21 protein-coding genes are annotated in these 20,201 nt (G+C 59.8%); 19 read left to right on the top strand and 2 right to left on the bottom strand.

Annotated elements, in window-relative coordinates:
- Window positions 1-22: 22 nt before the first annotated feature.
- From O3W47_RS15060 to O3W47_RS15050, 3 genes are read left to right on the top strand one after another with little or no spacing between them, the layout of a single operon-like run.
- Entirely contained in the window at window positions 23-316 is a 294-nt protein-coding gene (locus O3W47_RS15060; RefSeq protein WP_269314056.1) for a YciI-like protein, read from the top strand.
- A 6-nt stretch (window positions 317-322) separates the two neighbouring features.
- Window positions 323-766: an EVE domain-containing protein gene (locus O3W47_RS15055; RefSeq protein WP_269314055.1), complete on the top strand. Its 444-nt coding sequence runs from the start codon at window positions 323-325 to the stop codon at window positions 764-766.
- Between the two features lie 7 nt (window positions 767-773).
- Entirely contained in the window at window positions 774-1,418 is a 645-nt protein-coding gene (locus O3W47_RS15050; RefSeq protein ID WP_269314054.1) for a class I SAM-dependent methyltransferase, read from the top strand.
- A gap of 54 nt (window positions 1,419-1,472) precedes the next feature.
- On the opposite strand, the gene O3W47_RS15045 is transcribed toward O3W47_RS15050, so the two are convergent.
- A complete protein-coding gene (locus O3W47_RS15045; RefSeq protein ID WP_162936763.1) occupies window positions 1,473-1,853 on the bottom strand; it encodes a hypothetical protein in 381 nt (126 codons plus the stop codon).
- A 306-nt stretch (window positions 1,854-2,159) separates the two neighbouring features.
- Here O3W47_RS15045 and sdhC point away from each other — a divergent pair, with 306 nt between their 5' ends.
- The 16 genes from sdhC (at window position 2,160) to O3W47_RS14965 (ending at window position 19,095) form a co-directional block, all read left to right on the top strand.
- Window positions 2,160-2,552, top strand: coding sequence for a succinate dehydrogenase, cytochrome b556 subunit (sdhC, locus tag O3W47_RS15040; protein ID WP_137452655.1), 393 nt, complete (start codon window positions 2,160-2,162; stop codon window positions 2,550-2,552).
- 11 nt (window positions 2,553-2,563) lie between these two features.
- Window positions 2,564-2,944 carry a succinate dehydrogenase, hydrophobic membrane anchor protein gene (gene sdhD / locus O3W47_RS15035; RefSeq protein ID WP_020010869.1) on the top strand — a complete coding sequence of 127 codons (381 nt, stop codon included), beginning with the start codon at window positions 2,564-2,566 and terminating at the stop codon, window positions 2,942-2,944.
- A gap of 7 nt (window positions 2,945-2,951) precedes the next feature.
- On the top strand, window positions 2,952-4,793 hold the full coding sequence (sdhA, locus tag O3W47_RS15030; RefSeq protein ID WP_003523508.1) for a succinate dehydrogenase flavoprotein subunit: 1,842 nt from the start codon (window positions 2,952-2,954) through the stop codon (window positions 4,791-4,793).
- A gap of 15 nt (window positions 4,794-4,808) precedes the next feature.
- On the top strand, window positions 4,809-5,588 hold the full coding sequence (locus O3W47_RS15025) for a succinate dehydrogenase iron-sulfur subunit (RefSeq protein WP_080815660.1): 780 nt from the start codon (window positions 4,809-4,811) through the stop codon (window positions 5,586-5,588).
- A 205-nt stretch (window positions 5,589-5,793) separates the two neighbouring features.
- Window positions 5,794-6,336, top strand: coding sequence for a protease inhibitor Inh/omp19 family protein (locus O3W47_RS15020; protein WP_080815662.1), 543 nt, complete (start codon window positions 5,794-5,796; stop codon window positions 6,334-6,336).
- A 92-nt stretch (window positions 6,337-6,428) separates the two neighbouring features.
- On the top strand, window positions 6,429-7,592 hold the full coding sequence (gene zapE / locus O3W47_RS15015) for a cell division protein ZapE (RefSeq protein ID WP_269314053.1): 1,164 nt from the start codon (window positions 6,429-6,431) through the stop codon (window positions 7,590-7,592).
- A 178-nt stretch (window positions 7,593-7,770) separates the two neighbouring features.
- Window positions 7,771-8,733 (top strand): malate dehydrogenase, encoded by a 963-nt coding sequence (gene mdh, locus O3W47_RS15010; RefSeq protein ID WP_003523512.1) that lies wholly within the window; start codon window positions 7,771-7,773, stop codon window positions 8,731-8,733.
- Window positions 8,734-8,764: 31 nt separating this feature from the next.
- Window positions 8,765-9,958 carry an ADP-forming succinate--CoA ligase subunit beta gene (sucC, locus tag O3W47_RS15005; RefSeq protein WP_127756556.1) on the top strand — a complete coding sequence of 398 codons (1,194 nt, stop codon included), beginning with the start codon at window positions 8,765-8,767 and terminating at the stop codon, window positions 9,956-9,958.
- A 17-nt stretch (window positions 9,959-9,975) separates the two neighbouring features.
- On the top strand, window positions 9,976-10,878 hold the full coding sequence (gene sucD / locus O3W47_RS15000) for a succinate--CoA ligase subunit alpha (protein WP_127756557.1): 903 nt from the start codon (window positions 9,976-9,978) through the stop codon (window positions 10,876-10,878).
- A 178-nt stretch (window positions 10,879-11,056) separates the two neighbouring features.
- Window positions 11,057-14,053: a 2-oxoglutarate dehydrogenase E1 component gene (locus tag O3W47_RS14995; protein ID WP_080815669.1), complete on the top strand. Its 2,997-nt coding sequence runs from the start codon at window positions 11,057-11,059 to the stop codon at window positions 14,051-14,053.
- Window positions 14,054-14,106: 53 nt separating this feature from the next.
- Window positions 14,107-15,339, top strand: a complete 1,233-nt coding sequence (odhB, locus tag O3W47_RS14990) for a 2-oxoglutarate dehydrogenase complex dihydrolipoyllysine-residue succinyltransferase (RefSeq protein WP_035263525.1) — start codon at window positions 14,107-14,109, stop codon at window positions 15,337-15,339.
- A 23-nt stretch (window positions 15,340-15,362) separates the two neighbouring features.
- Complete coding sequence (locus O3W47_RS14985; protein ID WP_003523517.1) at window positions 15,363-15,773, top strand: MAPEG family protein; 411 nt, start codon at window positions 15,363-15,365, stop codon at window positions 15,771-15,773.
- 10 nt (window positions 15,774-15,783) lie between these two features.
- Window positions 15,784-16,425 (top strand): LysE family translocator, encoded by a 642-nt coding sequence (locus tag O3W47_RS14980; RefSeq protein WP_137452657.1) that lies wholly within the window; start codon window positions 15,784-15,786, stop codon window positions 16,423-16,425.
- A gap of 67 nt (window positions 16,426-16,492) precedes the next feature.
- A complete protein-coding gene (gene lpdA, locus O3W47_RS14975) occupies window positions 16,493-17,899 on the top strand; it encodes a dihydrolipoyl dehydrogenase (RefSeq protein ID WP_137452658.1) in 1,407 nt (468 codons plus the stop codon).
- 127 nt (window positions 17,900-18,026) lie between these two features.
- A complete protein-coding gene (locus O3W47_RS14970) occupies window positions 18,027-18,527 on the top strand; it encodes a cytochrome b (RefSeq protein ID WP_078052379.1) in 501 nt (166 codons plus the stop codon).
- A gap of 79 nt (window positions 18,528-18,606) precedes the next feature.
- Entirely contained in the window at window positions 18,607-19,095 is a 489-nt protein-coding gene (locus tag O3W47_RS14965; RefSeq protein WP_127756560.1) for a DUF2867 domain-containing protein, read from the top strand.
- On the opposite strand, the gene O3W47_RS14960 is transcribed toward O3W47_RS14965, so the two are convergent.
- Entirely contained in the window at window positions 19,079-20,176 is a 1,098-nt protein-coding gene (locus O3W47_RS14960; RefSeq protein ID WP_127756561.1) for a TraB/GumN family protein, read from the bottom strand. The two genes, O3W47_RS14965 and O3W47_RS14960, sit on opposite strands and share 17 nt — an antisense overlap.
- Window positions 20,177-20,201: the final 25 nt, after the last annotated feature.

The following is a 20,201-nucleotide window of genomic DNA, read 5'->3' as shown; positions in this document are numbered from 1 at the left end:
ATGTTTTAACGAGGAGACGAAAATGCTGTTTGCCTTTATCTGCAAGGACAAGCCCGGCCATCTGAATGTGCGCATGGAAACGCGCCCGGCGCATCTGGAGCACCTGAACAAGCTAAACGCCGAGGGCACGCTGAAGATCGCCGGCCCGTTTCTGGATGCCGAAGGCAAGCCGAATGGCAGCCTCGTGATCGTTGACGCCGCCGATATCGATGCCGCGAAGGCTCTAGCCGATGCCGATCCCTACGCCAAGGCCAGCCTGTTCGAAAGCGTTGACGTGAAGCCCTACAATTGGGTCTTCAACAATCCGGGAGCATGACCGGACATGGCGAATTACTGGCTTTACAAGTCCGAGCCGTTCAAATGGTCCTGGGAAATGCAGAAGGCCAAGGGCGAGGCGGGCGAAGAATGGACCGGCGTGCGGAATTATCAGGCGCGCAACAACATGCGCGCCATGAAGATCGGCGACAAGGGTTTCTTCTACCATTCCAATGAGGGGCTGGATGTCGTCGGCATCGTCGAAGTCTGCGCGTTGTCGCATCCGGACTCGACCGCCGAAGGCGATCTGAAATGGGATTGCGTGGATATCCGCGTTGTGTGCGACATGCCGCAGCCCGTTTCGCTGAAGGATGTGAAAGCCAATCCGAAGCTGGCGAAGATGTCGCTTGTTACTTCCATGCGGCTTTCCGTGCAGCCGGTGACGGAAGAGGAATATCTTGAGGTCTGCCGCATGGGCGGTCTCGCCAATCCACCGAAGTCACCGGACTGATGCTTCGGTGAGGACCGATCCCGAACGCTTCATTCTCGACAATACCGCCATCATGCATCCGCCGCATGTGCCGGAGTTGCGTCTTCATCTCGCCACTGAAGCCCATGAGCTGTGGCTGAAGACGGAGGAGGAGCTGGAAGCAATCGGCCTTCCGCCGCCCTTCTGGGCCTTCGCCTGGGCCGGCGGGCAGGGGCTTGCCCGCTACGTTCTCGATCATCCCGACAGCGTTTCCGGCAGGCGCGTGCTGGATTTCGCCAGCGGCTCCGGTCTGGTCGCCATCGCTGCGGCAAAGGCGGGCGCGGATACTGTTCTGGCGGCCGATATCGATCCGTGGACAGAGACGGCCATTCGGCTGAACGCGGCTCTCAATAACGTGGACATTGCTTTCACCGGGCTTGATCTGGTTGGAAAACCGGTTGAGGCGGATGTTCTGCTGGCCGGCGACGTGTTTTACGACCGCGCCTTTGCCGATCTTCTCGTACCGTGGTTTCTGGAACTGACGGAAAAAGGCGTGAGCGTTCTCGTCGGCGATCCCGGACGCGCTTATTTGCCCAAAGAGCGGCTCCGCGCGGAGGCGACCTATCAGGTGCCTGTGACGCGGGCCGTGGAGGACAGCGAAGTGAAGAAGACCACGGTGTGGCGTTTCATCTGATCAGCGCATCGCGCATTTGCAGTAAAACCGCTCCATGCTTTTGCCGAAAATGCTTCAGGGCCGGATAATGCAGACGCCATGCTCGTAGGCGCAGGCGTCGCCAGCGGTTTCAGCACGGACATCGATGATTTTCGCTTTTGGCGCAAGTTGTGCGCCCGTCGCAACCGTTGCGCTTTTCCGTGAAAGCCGGCCGCCAATTGCGAAATAATTACCGTTGCCGCGAACGCGCAGCGCCGATATCGCACCGACGTAAGTGCCGCCGGGGAGGGTGGATGGCAGCCCGTCCGTGGAGAAGCTTACCTGCGATTGATGGTGTTGATATTTGTGCTGATAATCACGGCGGCCATAAGAATTCTCTGCCGCCGCTGGAGGCACCACGGTGAAAATGACGCCTGCGACCATCATGGTCAAAGCGGCGATTCGGCGCTGTAACATGAGCCTCATTCTCCGGATTTTCTTGGTTAACCAAAGGTAAATTACACGATTCATGAATTACGTAAAGGTAAATATTTTAGGGGCGTAAATCTTGGAAACGCTCGATTTTTTATTTTGACGCAAAAAAATTCCAAAAAAAATTCGTGAACCAATCGATTAAATTGGAATCGGCCATGAAATGTGCTTGTGGTGATGCTCCCATGTGATTAAACGTCGCGGTTGGTGCAATGCACATTCTTTCGTCATGTGCTGTTGCTTGGGGGCGTCCTGTCTGATGGGCGCACGGGAAAACGCCGCGAGGTTCTGATGGCGAATGCGACTAATAACCGGCCTCTGTCGCCGCATCTTCAAATTTACAAGCCGATTCCGACGATGGTTGCTTCCATCGTGCACCGCATCACAGGCGGCGCGCTTTATTTCGGAACGCTTCTGGTTGCCTGGTGGCTGATCGCTATCGCCTCGGGTCCGGCCTATTACGACTGGGTCAACTGGGCGATGGGTACGATCGTCGGCAGGCTCATCCTGATCGGATATACCTGGGCTCTGGTTCATCACATGCTTGGCGGCCTTCGCCATTTCATGTGGGATCTGGGCTATGGTTTCGAGAAGCACTTTACCACCAAGCTGGCAAAGGCCTCGTGGGTGGTGTCGATCTGTCTGACCGCGCTGATCTGGGTCGTTGCCCTGATCGTGCGCTGAGGAGATTTTTCATGGATATGCGTACACCTCTCGGAAAGGTTCGCGGCCTCGGCTCCGCCAAGGAAGGCACCGACCATTTCTGGCGTCAGCGCGTGACTGCGGTCGCCAACGTTCCGCTGCTCCTCTTCTTCGTGGTCTTTCTGATCAAATATGCCGGCGCGCCCTATCCGGAAGTCGTTGCCGCGCTGTCTAACCCGCTCGTTGCGGTCATCATGGCTCTGGTGCTGGTTTCCGGCCTCATTCACATGAAGCTCGGCATGCAGGTCATCATCGAAGACTACGTTCACGCCGAGGTTTCGAAGCTCGTTCTTCTGATGCTCAATATGTTTTTCGCGATTTTGATTGGCGGCCTTTCCATCTTCGCCATTCTGAAAATCGCATTCGCAGGATAAGTCCGCCATGGCATCGATCAGTTCACCTTCCCAGAATGGCAAGGCCTACACCTATGTCGATCACTCCTATGACGTGATCGTGGTGGGCGCCGGCGGCGCGGGTCTGCGCGCAACGCTCGGCATGGCGGAACAGGGCTTCCGCACGGCCTGCATCACCAAGGTTTTCCCGACGCGCTCCCACACGGTTGCGGCGCAGGGCGGCATCGCCGCATCGCTCACCAACATGACGCCCGACTGTTGGCAGTGGCACCTTTACGACACCGTGAAGGGCTCCGACTGGCTCGGCGACGTCGATGCGATGCAATATCTCGCCATGGAAGCGCCAAAAGCGGTCTATGAGCTGGAGCATTACGGCGTGCCTTTCTCGCGCAACGAAGAAGGCAAGATCTACCAGCGCCCGTTCGGCGGTCACATGCAGAATTACGGCGAAGGCCCGCCGGTGCAGCGCACCTGCGCCGCCGCCGACCGTACCGGCCACGCCATTCTGCACACGCTTTATGGCCAGTCGCTGCGCAACAATGCGGAATTCTTCATCGAATATTTCGCGCTCGACCTCATCATGTCTCCGGATGGCCGCTGCACTGGCGTCGTCGCCTGGAACCTCGATGACGGCACGATCCATCGCTTTGCCGCCAAGATGGTGGTTCTGGCGACCGGCGGTTACGGCCGCGCCTATTTCTCCGCAACCTCGGCCCATACCTGCACCGGCGACGGCGGCGGCATGATCGCCCGCGCTGGCCTGCCGCTCCAGGACATGGAATTCGTGCAATTCCACCCGACCGGTATTTATGGCGCAGGCTGCCTCATCACCGAGGGTGCACGCGGCGAAGGCGGTTATCTCGTCAACTCCGAAGGCGAACGCTTCATGGAGCGTTATGCGCCTTCCGCGAAGGACCTTGCCTCGCGTGACGTCGTGTCGCGCTGCATGACGATGGAAATCCGTGAAGGCCGCGGCGTCGGCAAAAACAAGGACCACATCTTCCTGCATCTCGATCACCTCGATCCGGCGATCCTGCATGAGCGTCTTCCGGGCATTTCCGAAAGCGCGAAGATTTTCGCCGGTGTCGATGTGACCCGCGAGCCGATCCCGGTCCTGCCGACGGTTCACTACAATATGGGCGGTATTCCGACCAACTATTGGGGTGAAGTGCTGAATGCCGATGCCAACAACCCGGAGCGCATCGCGCCCGGCCTGATGGCTGTTGGCGAAGCCGGCTGCGCCTCGGTTCACGGTGCCAACCGCCTCGGTTCCAACTCGCTGATCGACCTCGTGGTCTTCGGCCGTGCAGCCGCGATCCGCGCCGCTCAGGTCATCAATCGTGACGAGGCTGTTCCCGCTCTCGATACGGCTGCCTGCGACAAGATCATGGAGCGCTTCAACGGCCTGCGTTACGCCAACGGCTCGACGCCGACGGCGGTGCTGCGCGACAAGATGCAGCGCGCCATGCAGGACGACGCGGCCGTGTTCCGCACGCAGGAATCGCTGGAAAGCGGTTGCCAGCGTCTTTCCGCCATCTGGAAGGAACTGCCTGACGTCAAGGTCACCGACCGTTCGATGGTCTGGAACTCCGATCTGGTCGAGACGCTCGAGCTGCACAACCTCATGGCCAATGCGATCACCACGGTCTATGGCGCGGAAGCGCGCAAGGAAAGCCGCGGTTCGCACGCCCGCGAGGATTTCGTCGACGGTCCGTTCGCCGGTCGCGACGACGTGAACTGGCGCAAGCACACGCTTGCCTGGGTCAGCCCGGAAGGCGACGTCAAGCTCGACTACCGCCCGGTCCACACCGACCTCATCGCCGACGGCATCGATCCGAAAAAGATCGAGCCGAAGGCGCGCGTCTACTGATTTGAGGAACTGGATATGGTTGAACTCGCTCTCCCCAAGAATTCCCAGATCAGCGAAGGCAAGGTCTGGCCGAAGCCGGACGGCGCCAAGAATGTGCGCGAATACCGCATCTATCGCTGGAACCCGGATGACGGCCAGAACCCGCGCATCGACACTTTCTATATCGACGTCGATGATTGCGGACCGATGGTTCTGGATGCGCTTCTCTACATCAAGAACAATATCGACCCGACGCTGACGCTGCGCCGCTCCTGCCGCGAAGGCATTTGCGGTTCCTGCGCCATGAACATCGATGGCACCAACACGCTCGCCTGCACCAAGGGCATGGAAGAGATCAACGGCACGGTGAAGGTTTATCCGCTGCCGCACATGCCTGTCGTGAAGGACCTCGTTCCCGATCTGTCGAATTTCTACGCCCAGCATCGCTCCATCGAGCCCTGGCTGAAGACGGTTTCGCCGACGCCCGCCAAGGAATGGAAGCAGAGCCATGAGGACCGCCTGAAGCTCGACGGTCTTTATGAGTGCATTCTCTGCGCCTGCTGCTCCACCTCCTGTCCCAGCTACTGGTGGAATGGCGACCGTTACCTCGGTCCGGCCGTTCTGCTGCAGGCCTATCGCTGGCTGATCGACAGCCGCGATGAGGCAACCGGCGAGCGTCTCGACAATCTCGAGGACCCGTTCCGTCTCTATCGCTGCCACACCATCATGAACTGCGCGCAGGCCTGCCCGAAGGGCTTGAACCCGGCCAAGGCGATCGCGGAAATCAAGAAGATGATGGTCGAGCGCCGCGTTTAAAGGCGATTCGCTGACGACAGAAAATCTAGCGGGCCGCGGTCTCGACCGCGGCCCTTTTTACAACCCGGCGTGGGAAAATTCGGTAAAAATCGACCGAAATGGTAATTATCCCGGCCATCGCTTGCGCAAGATAAGGCTTTGGTAATAATTCAGCCTTCTTGTTTGATCATGATCTTTCCGGAAGCGAGAGAATCGGGAGCTTGATATGCAATTCAGATATGTGGTGACGGGCCTTGCGGTTGTGATGACTCTCGCCGGTTGCCAACGTACCTCCTACGATTACAACAACAACGGCAGCAACAATCCCGGTTATACGCCGCCTTTGCAGGCGCAGCCGGTGCCCTCCGTCCAGTCAGGCGCCCTGCCGCCGCCCGGTGGCGCCACGGGCGGCCAGTTCCCGTCGGCACCTGCCTCGGCGGCCCCCGGTGGAACCAATGTCGCTTCTGCCGCTCCGCCGGCAGCCGCACTTGACGTTACCAAGGAATCCATGGTCGGCAATTGGCGCGTTTCCAATGGCGGCGCCAATTGCGACATGTTCCTGACGCTCACCAATCTCGGCAGCGGCTCGCGTGGCGGCACGCGCGGTTGCGCGGGCGAGCTGACGGCGATGGGGTCCTGGGAAGTGTCCGGCAAGATGGTTCTCTTCAAGAACCGTTCGGGTGACACGATTGGCCGCGTCTACAAGAGCGCCGATGCGCGCTTCGATGGCACCACCAATAGCGGCCAGCCGCTCAGCCTCAGCCGATGAGTCTATCCGGTGCAGCCGGAACGCTCTTTTCGCTCTAAGCCTGTCCATTCGTCGCGGGTGCTTTTGTGCGCCCGCGCCCGAGGCGTTTTTTCATGAAGCCATTGCCCGATTACAATCATAGTGTCGTTGAACAGCTCAACGCATTGACGGCAGCTGGCACCTTGCAGGCCGATGCCGCCCAGCTTGGCGTGGCGGCGCATCTGGACCGTATCCTTGCCGATCTGAAGGCACGCAAGCCCGCCAAGAAGAAGAGCGCGCTTGGTTGGATGTTTGCGCGCAAGTCCGGACCTGCCGCCACCGTCAGGGGGCTATATGTCTATGGTAGCGTCGGCCGCGGCAAGACGATGCTGATGGACATGTTCTATGAGATGGCGCCGGTTTCCTCCAAACGGCGCTGCCATTTTCACGAATTCATGGCGGATGTGCATAATCGCGTGCATGCGCATCGGCAGAAGCTGAAGAATGGCGAAACCAAACAGGCCGATCCGATTCCGCCCGTTGCGGCCCAGCTCCTGGCGGAGGCTGAGCTTTTATGCTTCGACGAATTTACGGTCACGGATATTGCCGATGCGATGATTCTTGCGCGGCTGTTCAGCGAGCTGTTCGCCAATGGCTGCACATTGGTGACGACCTCCAACGTCGTGCCGGACAATCTCTACAAGGATGGTCTCAATCGCGGCCTGTTTCTGCCCTTCGTCGATCTCTTGAAAAAGCATGTGGAGGTGGTGACGCTGGACAGCCCCACCGACTACCGGATGGAGAAGCTGGAAAGCCTGCCCGTCTATGTCACGCCGCTCGACGGTTCGGCGGATCAGGCGATGGATATGGCCTGGCGGCACATGATTGCCGGTCACCTCGTTGCACCGACCGAGATACCGATGAAGGGCCGTTCCATTCTGGTGCCGCGCGCCAGCGGTCGGGTCGCTCGCTTTTCCTTTTCCGATCTTTGCGAAAAGCCGCTTGGGGCTTCCGACTTCCTTGCCATCGCCAATCGTTTCGACACGGTCTTCATCGATCATATCCCGTTCTTGAACGCGGACAAGCGCAACGAGACCAAGCGTTTCATCATCCTCATCGATGCGCTTTACGACCACAGCGTCCGGCTTTTTGCCTCCGCTGCCGCCATGCCGGAAGACCTGCTCGGCAAGCGCAAGGGGACCGAAGGTTTCGAGTTCGATCGCACCGCCTCGCGCCTGTTTGAAATGCGCAGCGCGGATTATCTGGCGCTGCACCACGAAAAACGCCAGAAAGTTTGACACTTTCGTGACGTATTTTCTTACGTTTACGTAAGAAAATAATGATCTAAACGATTGAAAATATTCACCAGAAAAGAATCTGTTGCCAATTTTAGCCAATGGGGCTAATCGGAGTGCGACAATTTGGCTGCCGGTTTGGCGCGGTGAAATTGAATTGAAGCTCAAGAGGAAGCATTCGATGGCTCGCAAAAAAATTGCACTTATTGGTTCTGGCATGATCGGCGGCACGCTGGCGCATCTCGCCAGCCTGAAGGAACTGGGCGATATCGTCCTCTTCGATATTGCCGACGGCATCCCGCAGGGCAAGGGTCTGGATATTGCCCAGTCCGGCCCGGTTGAAGGCTTCAATGCAAAGCTCACCGGCGCTTCCGATTACGCCGCCATCGAAGGCGCTGACGTCTGCATCGTCACCGCTGGCGTTGCCCGCAAGCCGGGCATGAGCCGCGACGATCTTCTCGGCATCAACCTCAAGGTCATGGAACAGGTCGGCGCCGGCATCAAGAAATATGCCCCGAATGCTTTCGTCATCTGCATCACCAACCCGCTCGACGCCATGGTCTGGGCGCTGCAGAAGTTCTCCGGCCTGCCGAAGAACAAGGTCGTCGGCATGGCCGGCGTTCTCGACAGCGCCCGTTTCCGCCTGTTCCTCGCCGAAGAATTCAACGTTTCGGTTGAAGACGTCACCGCCTTCGTTCTAGGCGGCCACGGCGACACCATGGTGCCGCTCGCACGTTACTCCACCGTTGCCGGCGTTCCGCTGACCGATCTCGTCAAGATGGGCTGGCTGACCGCCGAGCGCCTCGAGCAGATCATCCAGCGCACCCGTGACGGCGGTGCGGAAATCGTCGGCCTGCTGAAGACCGGTTCGGCCTATTATGCGCCGGCCGCTTCGGCAATCGAAATGGCTGAATCCTACCTCAAGGACAAGAAGCGCGTTCTGCCCGCCGCTGCCCACCTCTCGGGCCAGTATGGCGTCGACGACATGTATGTCGGCGTGCCCACCATCATCGGTGCCGGCGGTATCGAGCGCATCATCGAGATCGAACTGAACAAGGAAGAAGAAGCCGCCTTCCAGAAGTCCGTCGGCGCTGTCGCTGGTCTTTGCGAAGCCTGCGTCAACATCGCTCCGTCGCTGAAGTAATAGCCTAGCGGCTCCAAACAGGGATTATTCCATGAATATTCACGAATATCAGGCCAAGGCTCTTCTGAAGGGCTACGGCGCGCCGGTTGCTGAAGGCGTCGCCATTCTCAAGGTCGAAGAAGCTGAAGCTGCCGCCAAGCAGCTTCCCGGCCCGCTTTACGTCGTCAAGAGCCAGATCCACGCTGGCGGCCGCGGCAAGGGCAAGTTCAAGGAACTCGGCCCGGACGCCAAGGGCGGCGTTCGTCTGGCGAAGTCCATCGACGAAGTCGTTTCCCACGCCAAGGACATGCTCGGCAACACGCTGGTAACGGCGCAGACCGGTGAAGCCGGCAAGCAGGTCAACCGTCTCTACATCGAAGACGGTGCCGACATTGCCCGCGAACTTTACTGCTCGCTGCTGGTTGATCGTTCAGTCGGTCAGGTTGCTTTCGTGGTTTCCACGGAAGGCGGCATGGACATCGAAGCTGTCGCCCACGACACGCCCGAGAAAATCCACACCATTGCCATCAACCCGGAAAAGGGTGTGAGCGAGGCTGACGTTGCCGCAATCTCCAAGGCTCTCGAGCTTGAGGGTGCTGCAGCCGAAGACGCAAAGTCGCTCTTCCCGATCCTCTACAAGGCCTTCAACGAGAAGGACATGGCTCTCCTCGAGGTTAACCCGCTGATCGTCATGGAAAATGGCCATCTGCGCGTTCTCGACGCCAAGATGTCCTTCGACGGCAACGCGCTGTTCCGCCATGACGATGTCAAGGCGCTGCGCGACGAGACCGAAGAAGACGCCAAGGAAATCGAAGCATCCAAGTGGGACCTCGCTTACGTGGCGCTCGACGGCAACATCGGCTGCATGGTCAATGGTGCAGGTCTTGCCATGGCGACGATGGACATCATCAAGCTTTACGGCAAAGAGCCGGCTAACTTCTGCGACGTCGGCGGCGGCGCCGGCAAGGAGAAGGTTGCGGCAGCCTTCAAGATCATCACGGCCGACCCGAAGGTCGAGGGTATCCTCGTCAACATCTTCGGCGGCATCATGAAGTGCGACGTCATCGCCGAAGGCGTGATTGCCGCGGTGAAGGAAGTCGGTTTGCAGGTTCCGCTCGTTGTTCGCCTCGAAGGCACCAACGTCGAACTTGGCAAGAAGCTTCTCAACGAATCTGGCCTTGCGATTACGGCTGCTGACGATCTGGACGACGCAGCCAAGAAGATCGTCGCGGCGATCAACGGCTAATTGAGGGACCGGAAATAATGTCTATTCTTGTTAATAAAGACACGAAGATCCTTGTTCAGGGTCTGACCGGCAAGACCGGCACCTTCCACACCGAACAGGCGCTTGCCTATTACGGCACGCAGATGGTCGGCGGTATTCACCCGAAGAAGGGCGGCGAAACCTGGACCGGCTCCAAGGGTGAAAGCCTGCCGATCTTCGCAACGGTTGCCGAAGCCAAGGAAAAGACCGGTGCAGACGCATCCGTGATCTACGTTCCGCCGGCAGGTGCAGCAGACGCCATCATCGAAGCCATCGACGCGGAAATTCCGTTCATCACCTGCATCACCGAAGGTATCCCGGTCATGGACATGGTTCGCGTCAAGGCTCGCCTCGACCGCTCCAAGTCGCGCCTGCTCGGCCCGAACTGCCCGGGTATCCTGACGCCGGAAGAATGCAAGATCGGCATCATGCCGGGCTCCATCTTCCGCAAGGGTTCGGTCGGTATCGTTTCGCGTTCGGGCACGCTCACCTATGAAGCCGTGTTCCAGACATCCAACGAAGGCCTCGGCCAGACGACGGCTGTCGGCATCGGCGGCGACCCGGTCAAGGGCACCGAGTTCATCGACGTGCTGGAAATGTTCCTCGCTGACGAAGCCACGCAGTCGATCATCATGATCGGCGAAATCGGCGGCTCGGCTGAAGAAGATGCGGCGCAGTTCCTGATCGACGAAGCCAAGAAGGGCCGCAAGAAGCCGATGGCCGGCTTCATCGCGGGCCGTACGGCTCCGAAGGGCCGCACCATGGGCCACGCCGGCGCTGTCGTTTCCGGCGGCAAGGGTGACGCAGAGTCCAAGATCGCAGCCATGGAAGCGGCCGGCATCAAGGTGTCGCCTTCCCCGGCGCGCCTCGGCAAGACGCTGGTTGAAGTCCTCAAGGGCTGAGACCACATGACATCGGTAACGGGCGGCGTGGCTTCAATGCCACGCTGCCCGATGCCGCAAGGAACGACAGACAGAACGGCATACCGCCCCGGCGGCAGACAGCAATAATCAAAGCGGCAGGCCGGCGAACGGCCCTAACGGCATCGAGGAGGCGGACGGACAAGTCCGCAAGAACACAATGGCAAGGCAAGAAGCGAACGAGCAGTTTCAGATCACGTCGTTTCTGGACGGCGCGAATGCAGCCTATATCGAGCAGCTCTATGCCCGGTACGAAGAGGACCCCTCTTCCGTGTCGCCGGAGTGGCAGAGCTTCTTCAAGGCACTGTCCGATAACCCGGAAGATGTGAAGAAGGCGGCCAAGGGCGCCTCCTGGAAGCGCGCCAACTGGCCGATCCCGGCGAATGGCGAACTGGTTTCCGCACTCGATGGCAACTGGGCCACGGTCGAAAAGGCCATCGAGAAAAAGGTTCAGGCGAAGGCTGAGGCCAAGAGCGCCGATACCGGCAAGCCGGTCAGCGAAGCCGAAGTGCTGCAGGCGACCCGTGACAGCGTTCGCGCCATCATGATGATCCGCGCCTACCGCATGCGCGGCCACCTGCATGCCAAGCTCGACCCGCTCGGCATTGCCGTTGCCGTTGAGGACTATAACGAGCTTTCGCCGAAGTCCTACGGCTTCGAGGAAAGCGATTACGACCGCAAGATTTTCATCGATAACGTGCTCGGCCTCGAATATGCGACCGTGCGTGAAATGATCGATATTCTGGAGCGCACCTACTGCTCCACCATCGGTGTTGAATTCATGCACATGTCCAGCCCGGAAGAAAAAGGCTGGATTCAGGAGCGCATCGAAGGTCCGGATAAGGGCGTCGCCTTCACGGCGGAAGGCAAGAAGGCCATTCTGTCCAAGCTGGTCGAAGCCGAAGGCTACGAGCAGTTCCTCGACGTGCGTTTCAAGGGCACCAAGCGTTTCGGCCTCGATGGCGGTGAATCGCTGATCCCGGCGCTCGAGCAGATCATCAAGCGCGGCGGGCAGGAAGGCCTGGAAGAAGTCGTTCTCGGCATGGCCCACCGTGGCCGCCTGAACGTTCTGACCAACGTCATGGGCAAGCCGCACCGCGCCGTGTTCCACGAGTTCAAGGGCGGTTCGTTCAAGCCTGACGATGTCGAAGGTTCGGGCGACGTGAAGTACCACCTCGGTGCGTCCTCCGACCGCGAATTCGACGGCAACAAGGTTCACCTGTCGCTGACGGCGAACCCGTCGCACCTTGAAATCGTCAATCCCGTTGTCATGGGCAAGGCCCGCGCCAAGCAGGACCAGCTGGCCAAGGTGTGGGACGGCGACATCATTCCGCTGTCCGAGCGCGCCAAGGTGCTGCCGCTCCTGCTGCACGGCGATGCCGCTTTTGCGGGTCAGGGCGTTGTTGCGGAAATTCTCGGCCTTTCCGGTCTGCGCGGCCACCGCGTTGCCGGTACCATGCACTTCATCATCAACAACCAGATCGGCTTCACGACGAACCCGGCCTTCTCGCGTTCGTCGCCCTATCCGTCCGACGTCGCCAAGATGATCGAAGCGCCGATCTTCCACGTCAACGGCGACGATCCGGAAGCGGTCACCTATGCGGCCAAGGTTGCGACCGAATACCGCATGAAGTTCCACAAGCCTGTCGTCATCGACATGTTCTGCTACCGCCGCTTCGGCCATAACGAAGGCGACGAGCCGGCGTTCACGCAGCCGAAAATGTACAAGGTTATCCGTGGCCACAAGACAGTCGCGCGCATCTATGCCGACCGCCTGATCGCGGAAGGCCTGATGAACGAAGGCGAATTCGAGAAGATGAAGGCCGACTGGCGCGCCCATCTCGAGCAGGAATTCGAGGCAGGCCAGTCCTACAAGCCGAACAAGGCCGACTGGCTGGACGGCCAGTGGTCGGGTCTGCGCGCCGCCGACAATGCCGATGAGCAGCGTCGCGGCAAGACCGGCGTGCCGATGAAGCAGCTCAAGGAAATCGGCAAGAAGCTGTCGACCATTCCGGAAGGTTTCAGCGCCCACCGCACGATCCAGCGCTTCATGGAAAACCGCTCGCAGATGGTCGAGACGGGCGAAGGCATCGACTGGGCAATGGCGGAAGCGCTTGCGTTCGGTTCGCTCGTTGCTGACGGCCACAAGATTCGTCTTTCCGGTCAGGATTGCGAACGCGGCACCTTCTCGCAGCGTCACTCGGTCCTCTACGATCAGGAGACCGAAGAGCGTTATATTCCGCTCGCCAACCTTTCGCCGACGCAGGCCCGTTACGAAGTCATCAACTCGATGCTTTCGGAAGAAGCCGTTCTCGGTTTCGAATATGGCTACTCGCTGGCCCGTCCGAATGCGCTGACCCTTTGGGAAGCCCAGTTCGGCGACTTCGCCAACGGCGCGCAGGTGGTGTTCGATCAGTTCATCTCTTCGGGTGAACGCAAGTGGCTGCGCATGTCCGGTCTCGTCTGCCTTCTGCCGCATGGTTACGAAGGTCAGGGCCCGGAACATTCGTCCGCCCGTCTGGAGCGCTGGCTGCAGATGTGCGCCGAAGACAACATGCAGGTTGCCAACTGCACGACGCCGGCCAACTACTTCCACATCCTGCGCCGCCAGGTGAAGCGCGACTTCCGCAAGCCGCTGATCCTGATGACGCCGAAGTCGCTGCTGCGTCACAAGCGCGCCACCTCTTCGCTGGCCGAGCTTGCAGGCGAGTCTTCCTTCCACCGTCTCCTGTGGGACGATGCTGAAGTCATCAAGGACGGCCCGATCAAGCTGCAGAAGGATTCGAAGATCCGCCGCGTCGTCATGTGCACGGGCAAGGTCTATTACGATCTGCTCGAGGAACGCGAAAAGCGCGGTATCGACGATATCTACCTGCTGCGTATCGAACAGCTTTACCCGTTCCCGGCCAAGGCGCTCATCAACGAGCTGTCGCGCTTCCGCAATGCGGAAATGGTCTGGTGCCAGGAAGAGCCGAAGAACATGGGTGCGTGGTCGTTCATCGATCCTTACCTGGAATGGGTTCTGGCGCATATCGACGCCAAGTACCAGAAGGTCCGTTACACGGGCCGTCCGGCTGCCGCCTCTCCGGCGACCGGCCTGATGTCCAAGCACCTGGCGCAGCTTGCTGCGTTCCTGGAAGACGCGCTGGGAGAGTGAGAACTCTCCCGCATCGCCCCGCAAAAAAGACACCTGAATAACGGAACTAGATCATGGCCACTGAAATCCGCGTACCAACCCTCGGCGAATCCGTCAGCGAAGCGACCGTCGGCACCTGGTTCAAGAAGGTCGGCGATACCGTCAAGGCCGACGAACCTCTCGTTGAACTGGAAACCGACAAGGTTACCGTCGAAGTCCCGGCGCCTGCATCCGGCGTTCTCACCGAAATCGTTGCGCAGAACGGCGAAACTGTCGGTCTCGACGCGCTTCTCGGCCAGATCGCCGAAGGTGCTGCCGGCGCTGCAACCTCCGCACCGGCTGCCGAACCGGCAAAGCCTGCTGCAGCTGCCGCACCGGCGCCTGCCGCCGTTGCCGCACCGGCAACCGGCTCCATGCCGCCCGCACCTGCCGCCGGCAAGCTGCTTGCTGAAAACAACCTGTCCGCCGATCAGGTCGACGGTTCGGGCAAGCGCGGTCAGGTTCTGAAGGGTGACGTTCTCGCCGCTGTCGCCAAGGGCGTTTCGGCACCGGCCGCCGCTCCGGCTCCGGCTGCTGCCCCCCGCCCGGTTTCCGCGGAGCAGGATGCTGTTCGCGAAGAGCGCGTCAAGATGACCCGCCTGCGCCAGACGATCGCCCGTCGCCTGAAGGACGCACAGAACACCGCCGCCATGCTCACCACCTATAACGAGGTGGACATGAGCGCGGTCATGGACCTGCGCAACCGTTACAAGGACGTGTTCGAGAAGAAGCACGGCGTCAAGCTCGGCTTCATGGGCTTCTTCACCAAGGCCGTGACCCACGCGCTGAAGGAACTGCCCGCCGTCAACGCTGAAATCGACGGCACGGACATCATCTACAAGAACTATTGTCATGTCGGCATGGCTGTCGGCACCGACAAGGGTCTCGTCGTTCCGGTCATCCGCGATGCCGACCAGCTCTCCATCGCCGGTGTCGAAAAGGAACTCGGCCGTCTTGCCAAGGCAGCGCGTGACGGTTCGCTCGGCATGGCCGACATGCAGGGTGGCACCTTCACCATCACCAATGGCGGTGTCTACGGTTCGCTGATGTCTTCGCCGATCCTCAACGCGCCGCAGTCGGGCATTCTCGGCATGCACAAGATCCAGGAGCGTCCGGTCGCCATCGGCGGTCAGGTCGTCATCCGTCCGATGATGTATCTTGCGCTCTCCTACGATCACCGTATCGTTGACGGCAAGGAAGCAGTGACCTTCCTCGTTCGCGTTAAGGAAAGCCTGGAAGATCCGGAACGTCTGGTTCTCGATCTCTAAGACTGAAACAGGGGAGAAGAGGGATGGAAAACCTGGCCGGCGGGAATGGACCTTTCGTGTTCCTGCTGGCGCTCAGCGTCATTCTTCTTCTCCTGCATATCTGCCTTCAGGCCATGTCCGCCACGCGGGAACTCGGCCTTGCCTGGAATGCGGGCGCGCGCGATACGCGGCAGGACCTCAAAGGGGTGTTTGCTGGACGTGCGCAGCGCGCCTCGGATAATTTTCGCGAGACCTATCCGGCTTTCGTCGGTCTCACTCTCGCTCTTGCGATCGCCGGTGACGCTTCCGGCTGGGGGCTGACGGGCGGCTGGATATGGACCATGGCGCGCATCGTCTACATCCCGCTTTATCTGGCAGGCGTGCCCTATGTGCGGTCGATCGCGTGGGTCGTGTCCCTTGGCGGTCTGGTCCTCATGCTTGTCGCGCTGATCTGAGGTCGAGCCTATGCATCAATATCTCATCGAACTTGCATCCCTGATGGCGATCTTCTCCTTTGCGATCGTCTCGCCCGGCGCGGATCTCGCGATGGTCATGCGCCAGGCCATGGTGCATGGTCGCAAACAGGCCATCATCACCAGCTTCGGGGTGGGGACGTCGCTGATGTTCCACGTCACCTATACGATCCTTGGACTTGGCCTCATCATCTCCCAGTCGATCTATCTCTTCAACATCGTCAAATGGCTGGGCGTCGCCTATCTGATCTATATCGGCATCAAGGCGCTGCGCGCCGGCAAGACCGAATTGCCCGCCGCTGAAGGTGAAGGCGTTCAGGCGAAAAGCCGCCAGACGGCGCTTAAGGCTTTCACGCTCGGTTTTGCCGCCAATGCACTCAACCCCAAGCCGGTGTTTTTCTTCCTGTCGATCTTTTCGACGGTGGTTCATGCTCACACGCCGGTCGCCATCAAGTTCGGATACGGCTTCGTCATGGCGAGCTGCCTTATCCTGTGGTTCGTCGGCGTCAGCCTGTTCATGACGACGCCGCGCATGCGGGCCGCGTTTCAGCGCGCCAGCCAATGGATCGACCGCACCAGCGGCGTGGTCTTCATTGCACTCGGTATAAAACTCGCAACGGAAAAAGCGGCCTGAATTTCAGGTCAAACGCAAGCAGGGCAATGATCCGGTATCTTGCCCGACATCAATCAGGAAAACGAACATGGCATATGATGTAGTTGTAATCGGCACGGGCCCCGGCGGTTATGTTTGCGCGGTCAAGGCGGCACAGCTGGGCCTCAAGGTCGCTGTCATCGAAAAGCGCGCGACCTATGGCGGCACCTGCCTCAATGTCGGCTGCATCCCGTCCAAGGCGCTGCTGCACGCGTCCGAAACCTTTGCCCATGTTGCCCATGGTGTCGATACGCTTGGCATCGAAGTCGCCGCGCCGAAGCTGAACCTTGAAAAGATGATGGGTCACAAGGACGGCGTGGTGAAGGCCAATGTTGACGGCGTGTCCTTCCTGTTCAAGAAGAACAAGATCGATGCCTTCCAGGGCACCGGCAAGGTGGTTTCCGCCGGCAAGGTTTCCGTCACCAACGACAAGGGGGAGACGCAGGAGATCGAAGCGAAGAACATCGTCATCGCCACGGGTTCTGATGTTGCCGGCATTCCGGGCGTTCAGGTCGATATCGATGAAAGCGTCATCGTCTCCTCCACCGGTGCGATCGCTCTTTCCAAGGTTCCGGAAAAGCTGATCGTCGTCGGCGGCGGCGTCATCGGCCTCGAGCTCGGTTCGGTCTGGTCGCGTCTCGGCGCCAAGGTTACCGTCGTTGAATATCTCGACAATATTCTCGGCGGCATGGATGGCGAAGTTTCCAAGCAGGCCCAGCGCCTGCTCGCCAAGCAGGGTCTCGATTTCAAGCTCGGCGCGAAGGTGACGGCCGTTGAAAAGACCGCTGCCGGTGCAAAGGTGGTGTTCGAGCCGGTCAAGGGCGGCGCTGCCGAGACGCTGGAAGCAAACGTCGTGCTGATCTCCACCGGCCGCAAGCCCTACACCGAAGGTCTCGGCCTTGCGGAAGCCGGTGTCGTGCTGGACAGCCGCGGCCGCGTCGAAATCGACGGTCACTACAAGACCAATGTCGACGGCATCTATGCGATCGGCGACGTGGTGAAGGGCCCGATGCTGGCGCACAAGGCGGAAGACGAGGGCGTCGCTCTCGCGGAAATCCTCGCCGGCCAGCGCGGCCATGTAAATTACGACGTCATTCCGGCCGTGGTCTATACGCAGCCTGAAATCGCTTCCGTCGGCAAGACCGAGGAAGAGCTGAAGGCCGCTGGCGTCGCCTACAAGGTCGGCAAGTTCCCCTTCACCGCCAATGGCCGCGCCCGCGCCATGCAGGTGACGGATGGTTTCGTGAAGATCCTTGCCGACAAGGAAACCGACCGGGTTCTCGGCGGCCACATCGTCGGCTTCGGCGCTGGCGAAATGATCCACGAAATCACCGTGCTGATGGAATTCGGCGGCTCTTCGGAAGATCTCGGCCGTACGTGCCATGCGCATCCCACCATGTCGGAAGCCGTGAAGGAAGCGGCGCTCGCGACCTTCTTCAAGCCGATCCACATGTAATCGGTGTTGGAGCCCGCTGCTCCAATATTAAATTTCAGTCATCTGCCAAACCCCGGCTTGCCATGCAGGCCGGGGTTTTCCATACTCGCGCCACAGCCTGTCTAACCTTTTGATAAAAGGCAATAAAATGGCGTTTCCAAGTCAAGTTTCCTTCACTGTTCCGCAGCGCATCATTCATTGGGCGATGGCGCTTCTGATCTTCTTCAACCTGTTGTTTCCCGATGGGATGGAACATGCCTACCGACTGATGCGGCGGGGCGAAACACTGACGCCGGAACAGGTATCTTCGGCCAATATTCACGCCTATGTCGGCTTCACCATTCTGTTGCTCGCGGTGCTGCGCCTCTGTCTACGCTTCTTCCAGGGCGTGCCGCCGCATCCCGCCGAAGAACCGAGGCCGTTTCAGATTGCGGCGAAGGTGGCGCATTTCACCTTTTATGCCCTGTTCCTCGTCCTGCCCCTGTCCGGTATTGCCGCTTATTACTTCGGCGCTCAGCCGGCCGGGCAGCTGCATTCCGGTCCCTTCAAGGCGCTGATGTGGGTGTTGATCGCCGGCCACGTCGTCGCTGTTCTGGTTCACCAGTTCTACTGGCGCACCAATGTCCTGAAGCGCATGACGCACGGCTAAGCGGCGGTTTGTCGCGTTTCCGGTTCCTCGGAAAAAGAGGAAGGTTACCCTTGCCGCATGGTGCGGCCGGGGTTCGGGAATGCAGGATATCGAAGACATATTGCCGGGCGCCGACTGGCGGGATCGCTATCAGGGAGAGATGGTGACGCCGGAGCCGTCCTCACTCGATGTCAGCAGGCTCCTTCTCGATCATCCTCCGGCATGGATCCGCAGCCTCATGGCGCTTCGAAACCGCGTGGTGGCGCTTTTCGGTTTAAGAACGGTCGAAATGGTAGCTGGGACGTCGGCGGGCGGTTTTCCAGTCCTGTCCTCCACGCCCCAGCGGACTGTGCTGGGTTTCGATGACCGCCATCTCGATTTCCGGATCGTCGTCGATCTCGAAGAGAAGGGGAGCCGCCAGATGGTGAGTATCACCACCATCGTCAGGCGCAAGAACCTGTTTGGGCGGCTCTATCTTTTTGTCGTCGGACCGTTTCACCGTCGGATCGTGCCGGCGACGATGCGGCCGTTCTGCGCCAATGTCCGTCCAGTCAGCATCGGGAGTGAGCGGGTCAATCGACCCGCGTGAGGGTAAAGCCTTCCGCGCGCAGCAGTTCGACAAGGCCTTCCTCGCCCGGCAGATGCAGTGCGCCGACGGCCATGAAAACATTGCCCCTGGCAAGCTCGGGGGCCGCCCGTTCCGCCATGACATGGTTGCGGTCGGTGATGATGCGCTGCTCGAAGGCGGCATAGCCCTGTTCGTTTTCAGCCGCCGCCTTCTTGGTGTCCAGGCTTTTCAGCATGGGCATGGTCATGCCAATATCGCCGGCGACATAGAGATCGGTCATGGTTGTCATGATGTCATCCATGCGGTCGCCCAGTTCGAGCGTTTCGATCAGCGCCTGAAGATGAAATTCCATCGGCAGCTCGGACATGGCCGTCAGCTGCTCCACCATGGTCTCCAGCCCGACAAGGTGTTTTCCGTCCGCGATGGCATCTTCGGCCAGCTTCTTGTCGAGAAAGGAGAGGCCGGTGGCCTTGCGGGCGAATTCACAGGCGGGAAGGGCGACGAAGCTCGAAAGCATCCACGGCTTCATGCGCGAAACGGCGTTCAGCGGAATGCCGCGTTCCTTGAGACCCTTTTCCAGACGCGCGACATTTTCCGGCGACAGGACGTCGGTGATCGATTTGCCATCCAGAAACATGGTGAGTTCGGGCTTGCTCAGCAGCGAGGCCGCGACCTTCTTGTCGTCGACGATTTCGTCCGATTCCACGATTACCGTCGCGGCTTTTTCAAAGGCGGGGCTGGCGGCGGCAGGCATTTCCAGAACACGCGGATCGGTGACATGCATGGTGCCGAGAAGATAGGATGTGGGCGTTCCGGCCTTTTCGATGCGCCAGAAATTGCCCTTGCCGTTCGGGATCGCCGCCGCTTCCTGCTCGATCTTTGCGAAGGTCTGCGGATCGGTCTTGCGCATTTCCACGAGAATGTCGCTGCCGGTGCAGGTGATCTGCTGCTGCGCGGCTTCCGCTTGCCCCAGCGAAAGCAAGGTCATGAGCAGGATTGCGACGGCGGTAACATGCAGGGCGGCAAGCAGCCACAGCAGGGCGTCGCCGGTCTTGCCCATCAGGGTGGCGGTGAGGTTTTGCGGTTTTATCAGGCTGTGCATCGGTCCAATCCGGTTGTCGTTCGCT

Origin of the sequence: Agrobacterium sp. LMR679 (genome assembly GCF_027157905.1) — a bacterium.
In the GTDB taxonomy this organism is placed as follows: Bacteria; Pseudomonadota; Alphaproteobacteria; order Rhizobiales; family Rhizobiaceae; genus Agrobacterium; species Agrobacterium leguminum.
Note: the sequence above shows the minus strand (reverse complement) of the source record. Positions and strands in the feature narration are given on the sequence as shown.

Coding starts and splice junctions, on each gene's coding strand:
- O3W47_RS15060 (WP_269314056.1), top strand. CDS start 23: ATGCTGTTTGCCTTTATCTGCAAGGACAAGCCCGGCCATCTGAATGTG.
- O3W47_RS15055 (WP_269314055.1), top strand. CDS start 323: ATGGCGAATTACTGGCTTTACAAGTCCGAGCCGTTCAAATGGTCCTGG.
- O3W47_RS15045 (WP_162936763.1), bottom strand. CDS start 1,853: ATGTTACAGCGCCGAATCGCCGCTTTGACCATGATGGTCGCAGGCGTC.
- sdhC (WP_137452655.1), top strand. CDS start 2,160: ATGGCGAATGCGACTAATAACCGGCCTCTGTCGCCGCATCTTCAAATT.
- sdhD (WP_020010869.1), top strand. CDS start 2,564: ATGGATATGCGTACACCTCTCGGAAAGGTTCGCGGCCTCGGCTCCGCC.
- sdhA (WP_003523508.1), top strand. CDS start 2,952: ATGGCATCGATCAGTTCACCTTCCCAGAATGGCAAGGCCTACACCTAT.
- O3W47_RS15025 (WP_080815660.1), top strand. CDS start 4,809: ATGGTTGAACTCGCTCTCCCCAAGAATTCCCAGATCAGCGAAGGCAAG.
- O3W47_RS15020 (WP_080815662.1), top strand. CDS start 5,794: ATGCAATTCAGATATGTGGTGACGGGCCTTGCGGTTGTGATGACTCTC.
- zapE (WP_269314053.1), top strand. CDS start 6,429: ATGAAGCCATTGCCCGATTACAATCATAGTGTCGTTGAACAGCTCAAC.
- mdh (WP_003523512.1), top strand. CDS start 7,771: ATGGCTCGCAAAAAAATTGCACTTATTGGTTCTGGCATGATCGGCGGC.
- sucC (WP_127756556.1), top strand. CDS start 8,765: ATGAATATTCACGAATATCAGGCCAAGGCTCTTCTGAAGGGCTACGGC.
- sucD (WP_127756557.1), top strand. CDS start 9,976: ATGTCTATTCTTGTTAATAAAGACACGAAGATCCTTGTTCAGGGTCTG.
- O3W47_RS14995 (WP_080815669.1), top strand. CDS start 11,057: ATGGCAAGGCAAGAAGCGAACGAGCAGTTTCAGATCACGTCGTTTCTG.
- odhB (WP_035263525.1), top strand. CDS start 14,107: ATGGCCACTGAAATCCGCGTACCAACCCTCGGCGAATCCGTCAGCGAA.
- O3W47_RS14985 (WP_003523517.1), top strand. CDS start 15,363: ATGGAAAACCTGGCCGGCGGGAATGGACCTTTCGTGTTCCTGCTGGCG.
- O3W47_RS14980 (WP_137452657.1), top strand. CDS start 15,784: ATGCATCAATATCTCATCGAACTTGCATCCCTGATGGCGATCTTCTCC.
- lpdA (WP_137452658.1), top strand. CDS start 16,493: ATGGCATATGATGTAGTTGTAATCGGCACGGGCCCCGGCGGTTATGTT.
- O3W47_RS14970 (WP_078052379.1), top strand. CDS start 18,027: ATGGCGTTTCCAAGTCAAGTTTCCTTCACTGTTCCGCAGCGCATCATT.
- O3W47_RS14965 (WP_127756560.1), top strand. CDS start 18,607: ATGCAGGATATCGAAGACATATTGCCGGGCGCCGACTGGCGGGATCGC.
- O3W47_RS14960 (WP_127756561.1), bottom strand. CDS start 20,176: ATGCACAGCCTGATAAAACCGCAAAACCTCACCGCCACCCTGATGGGC.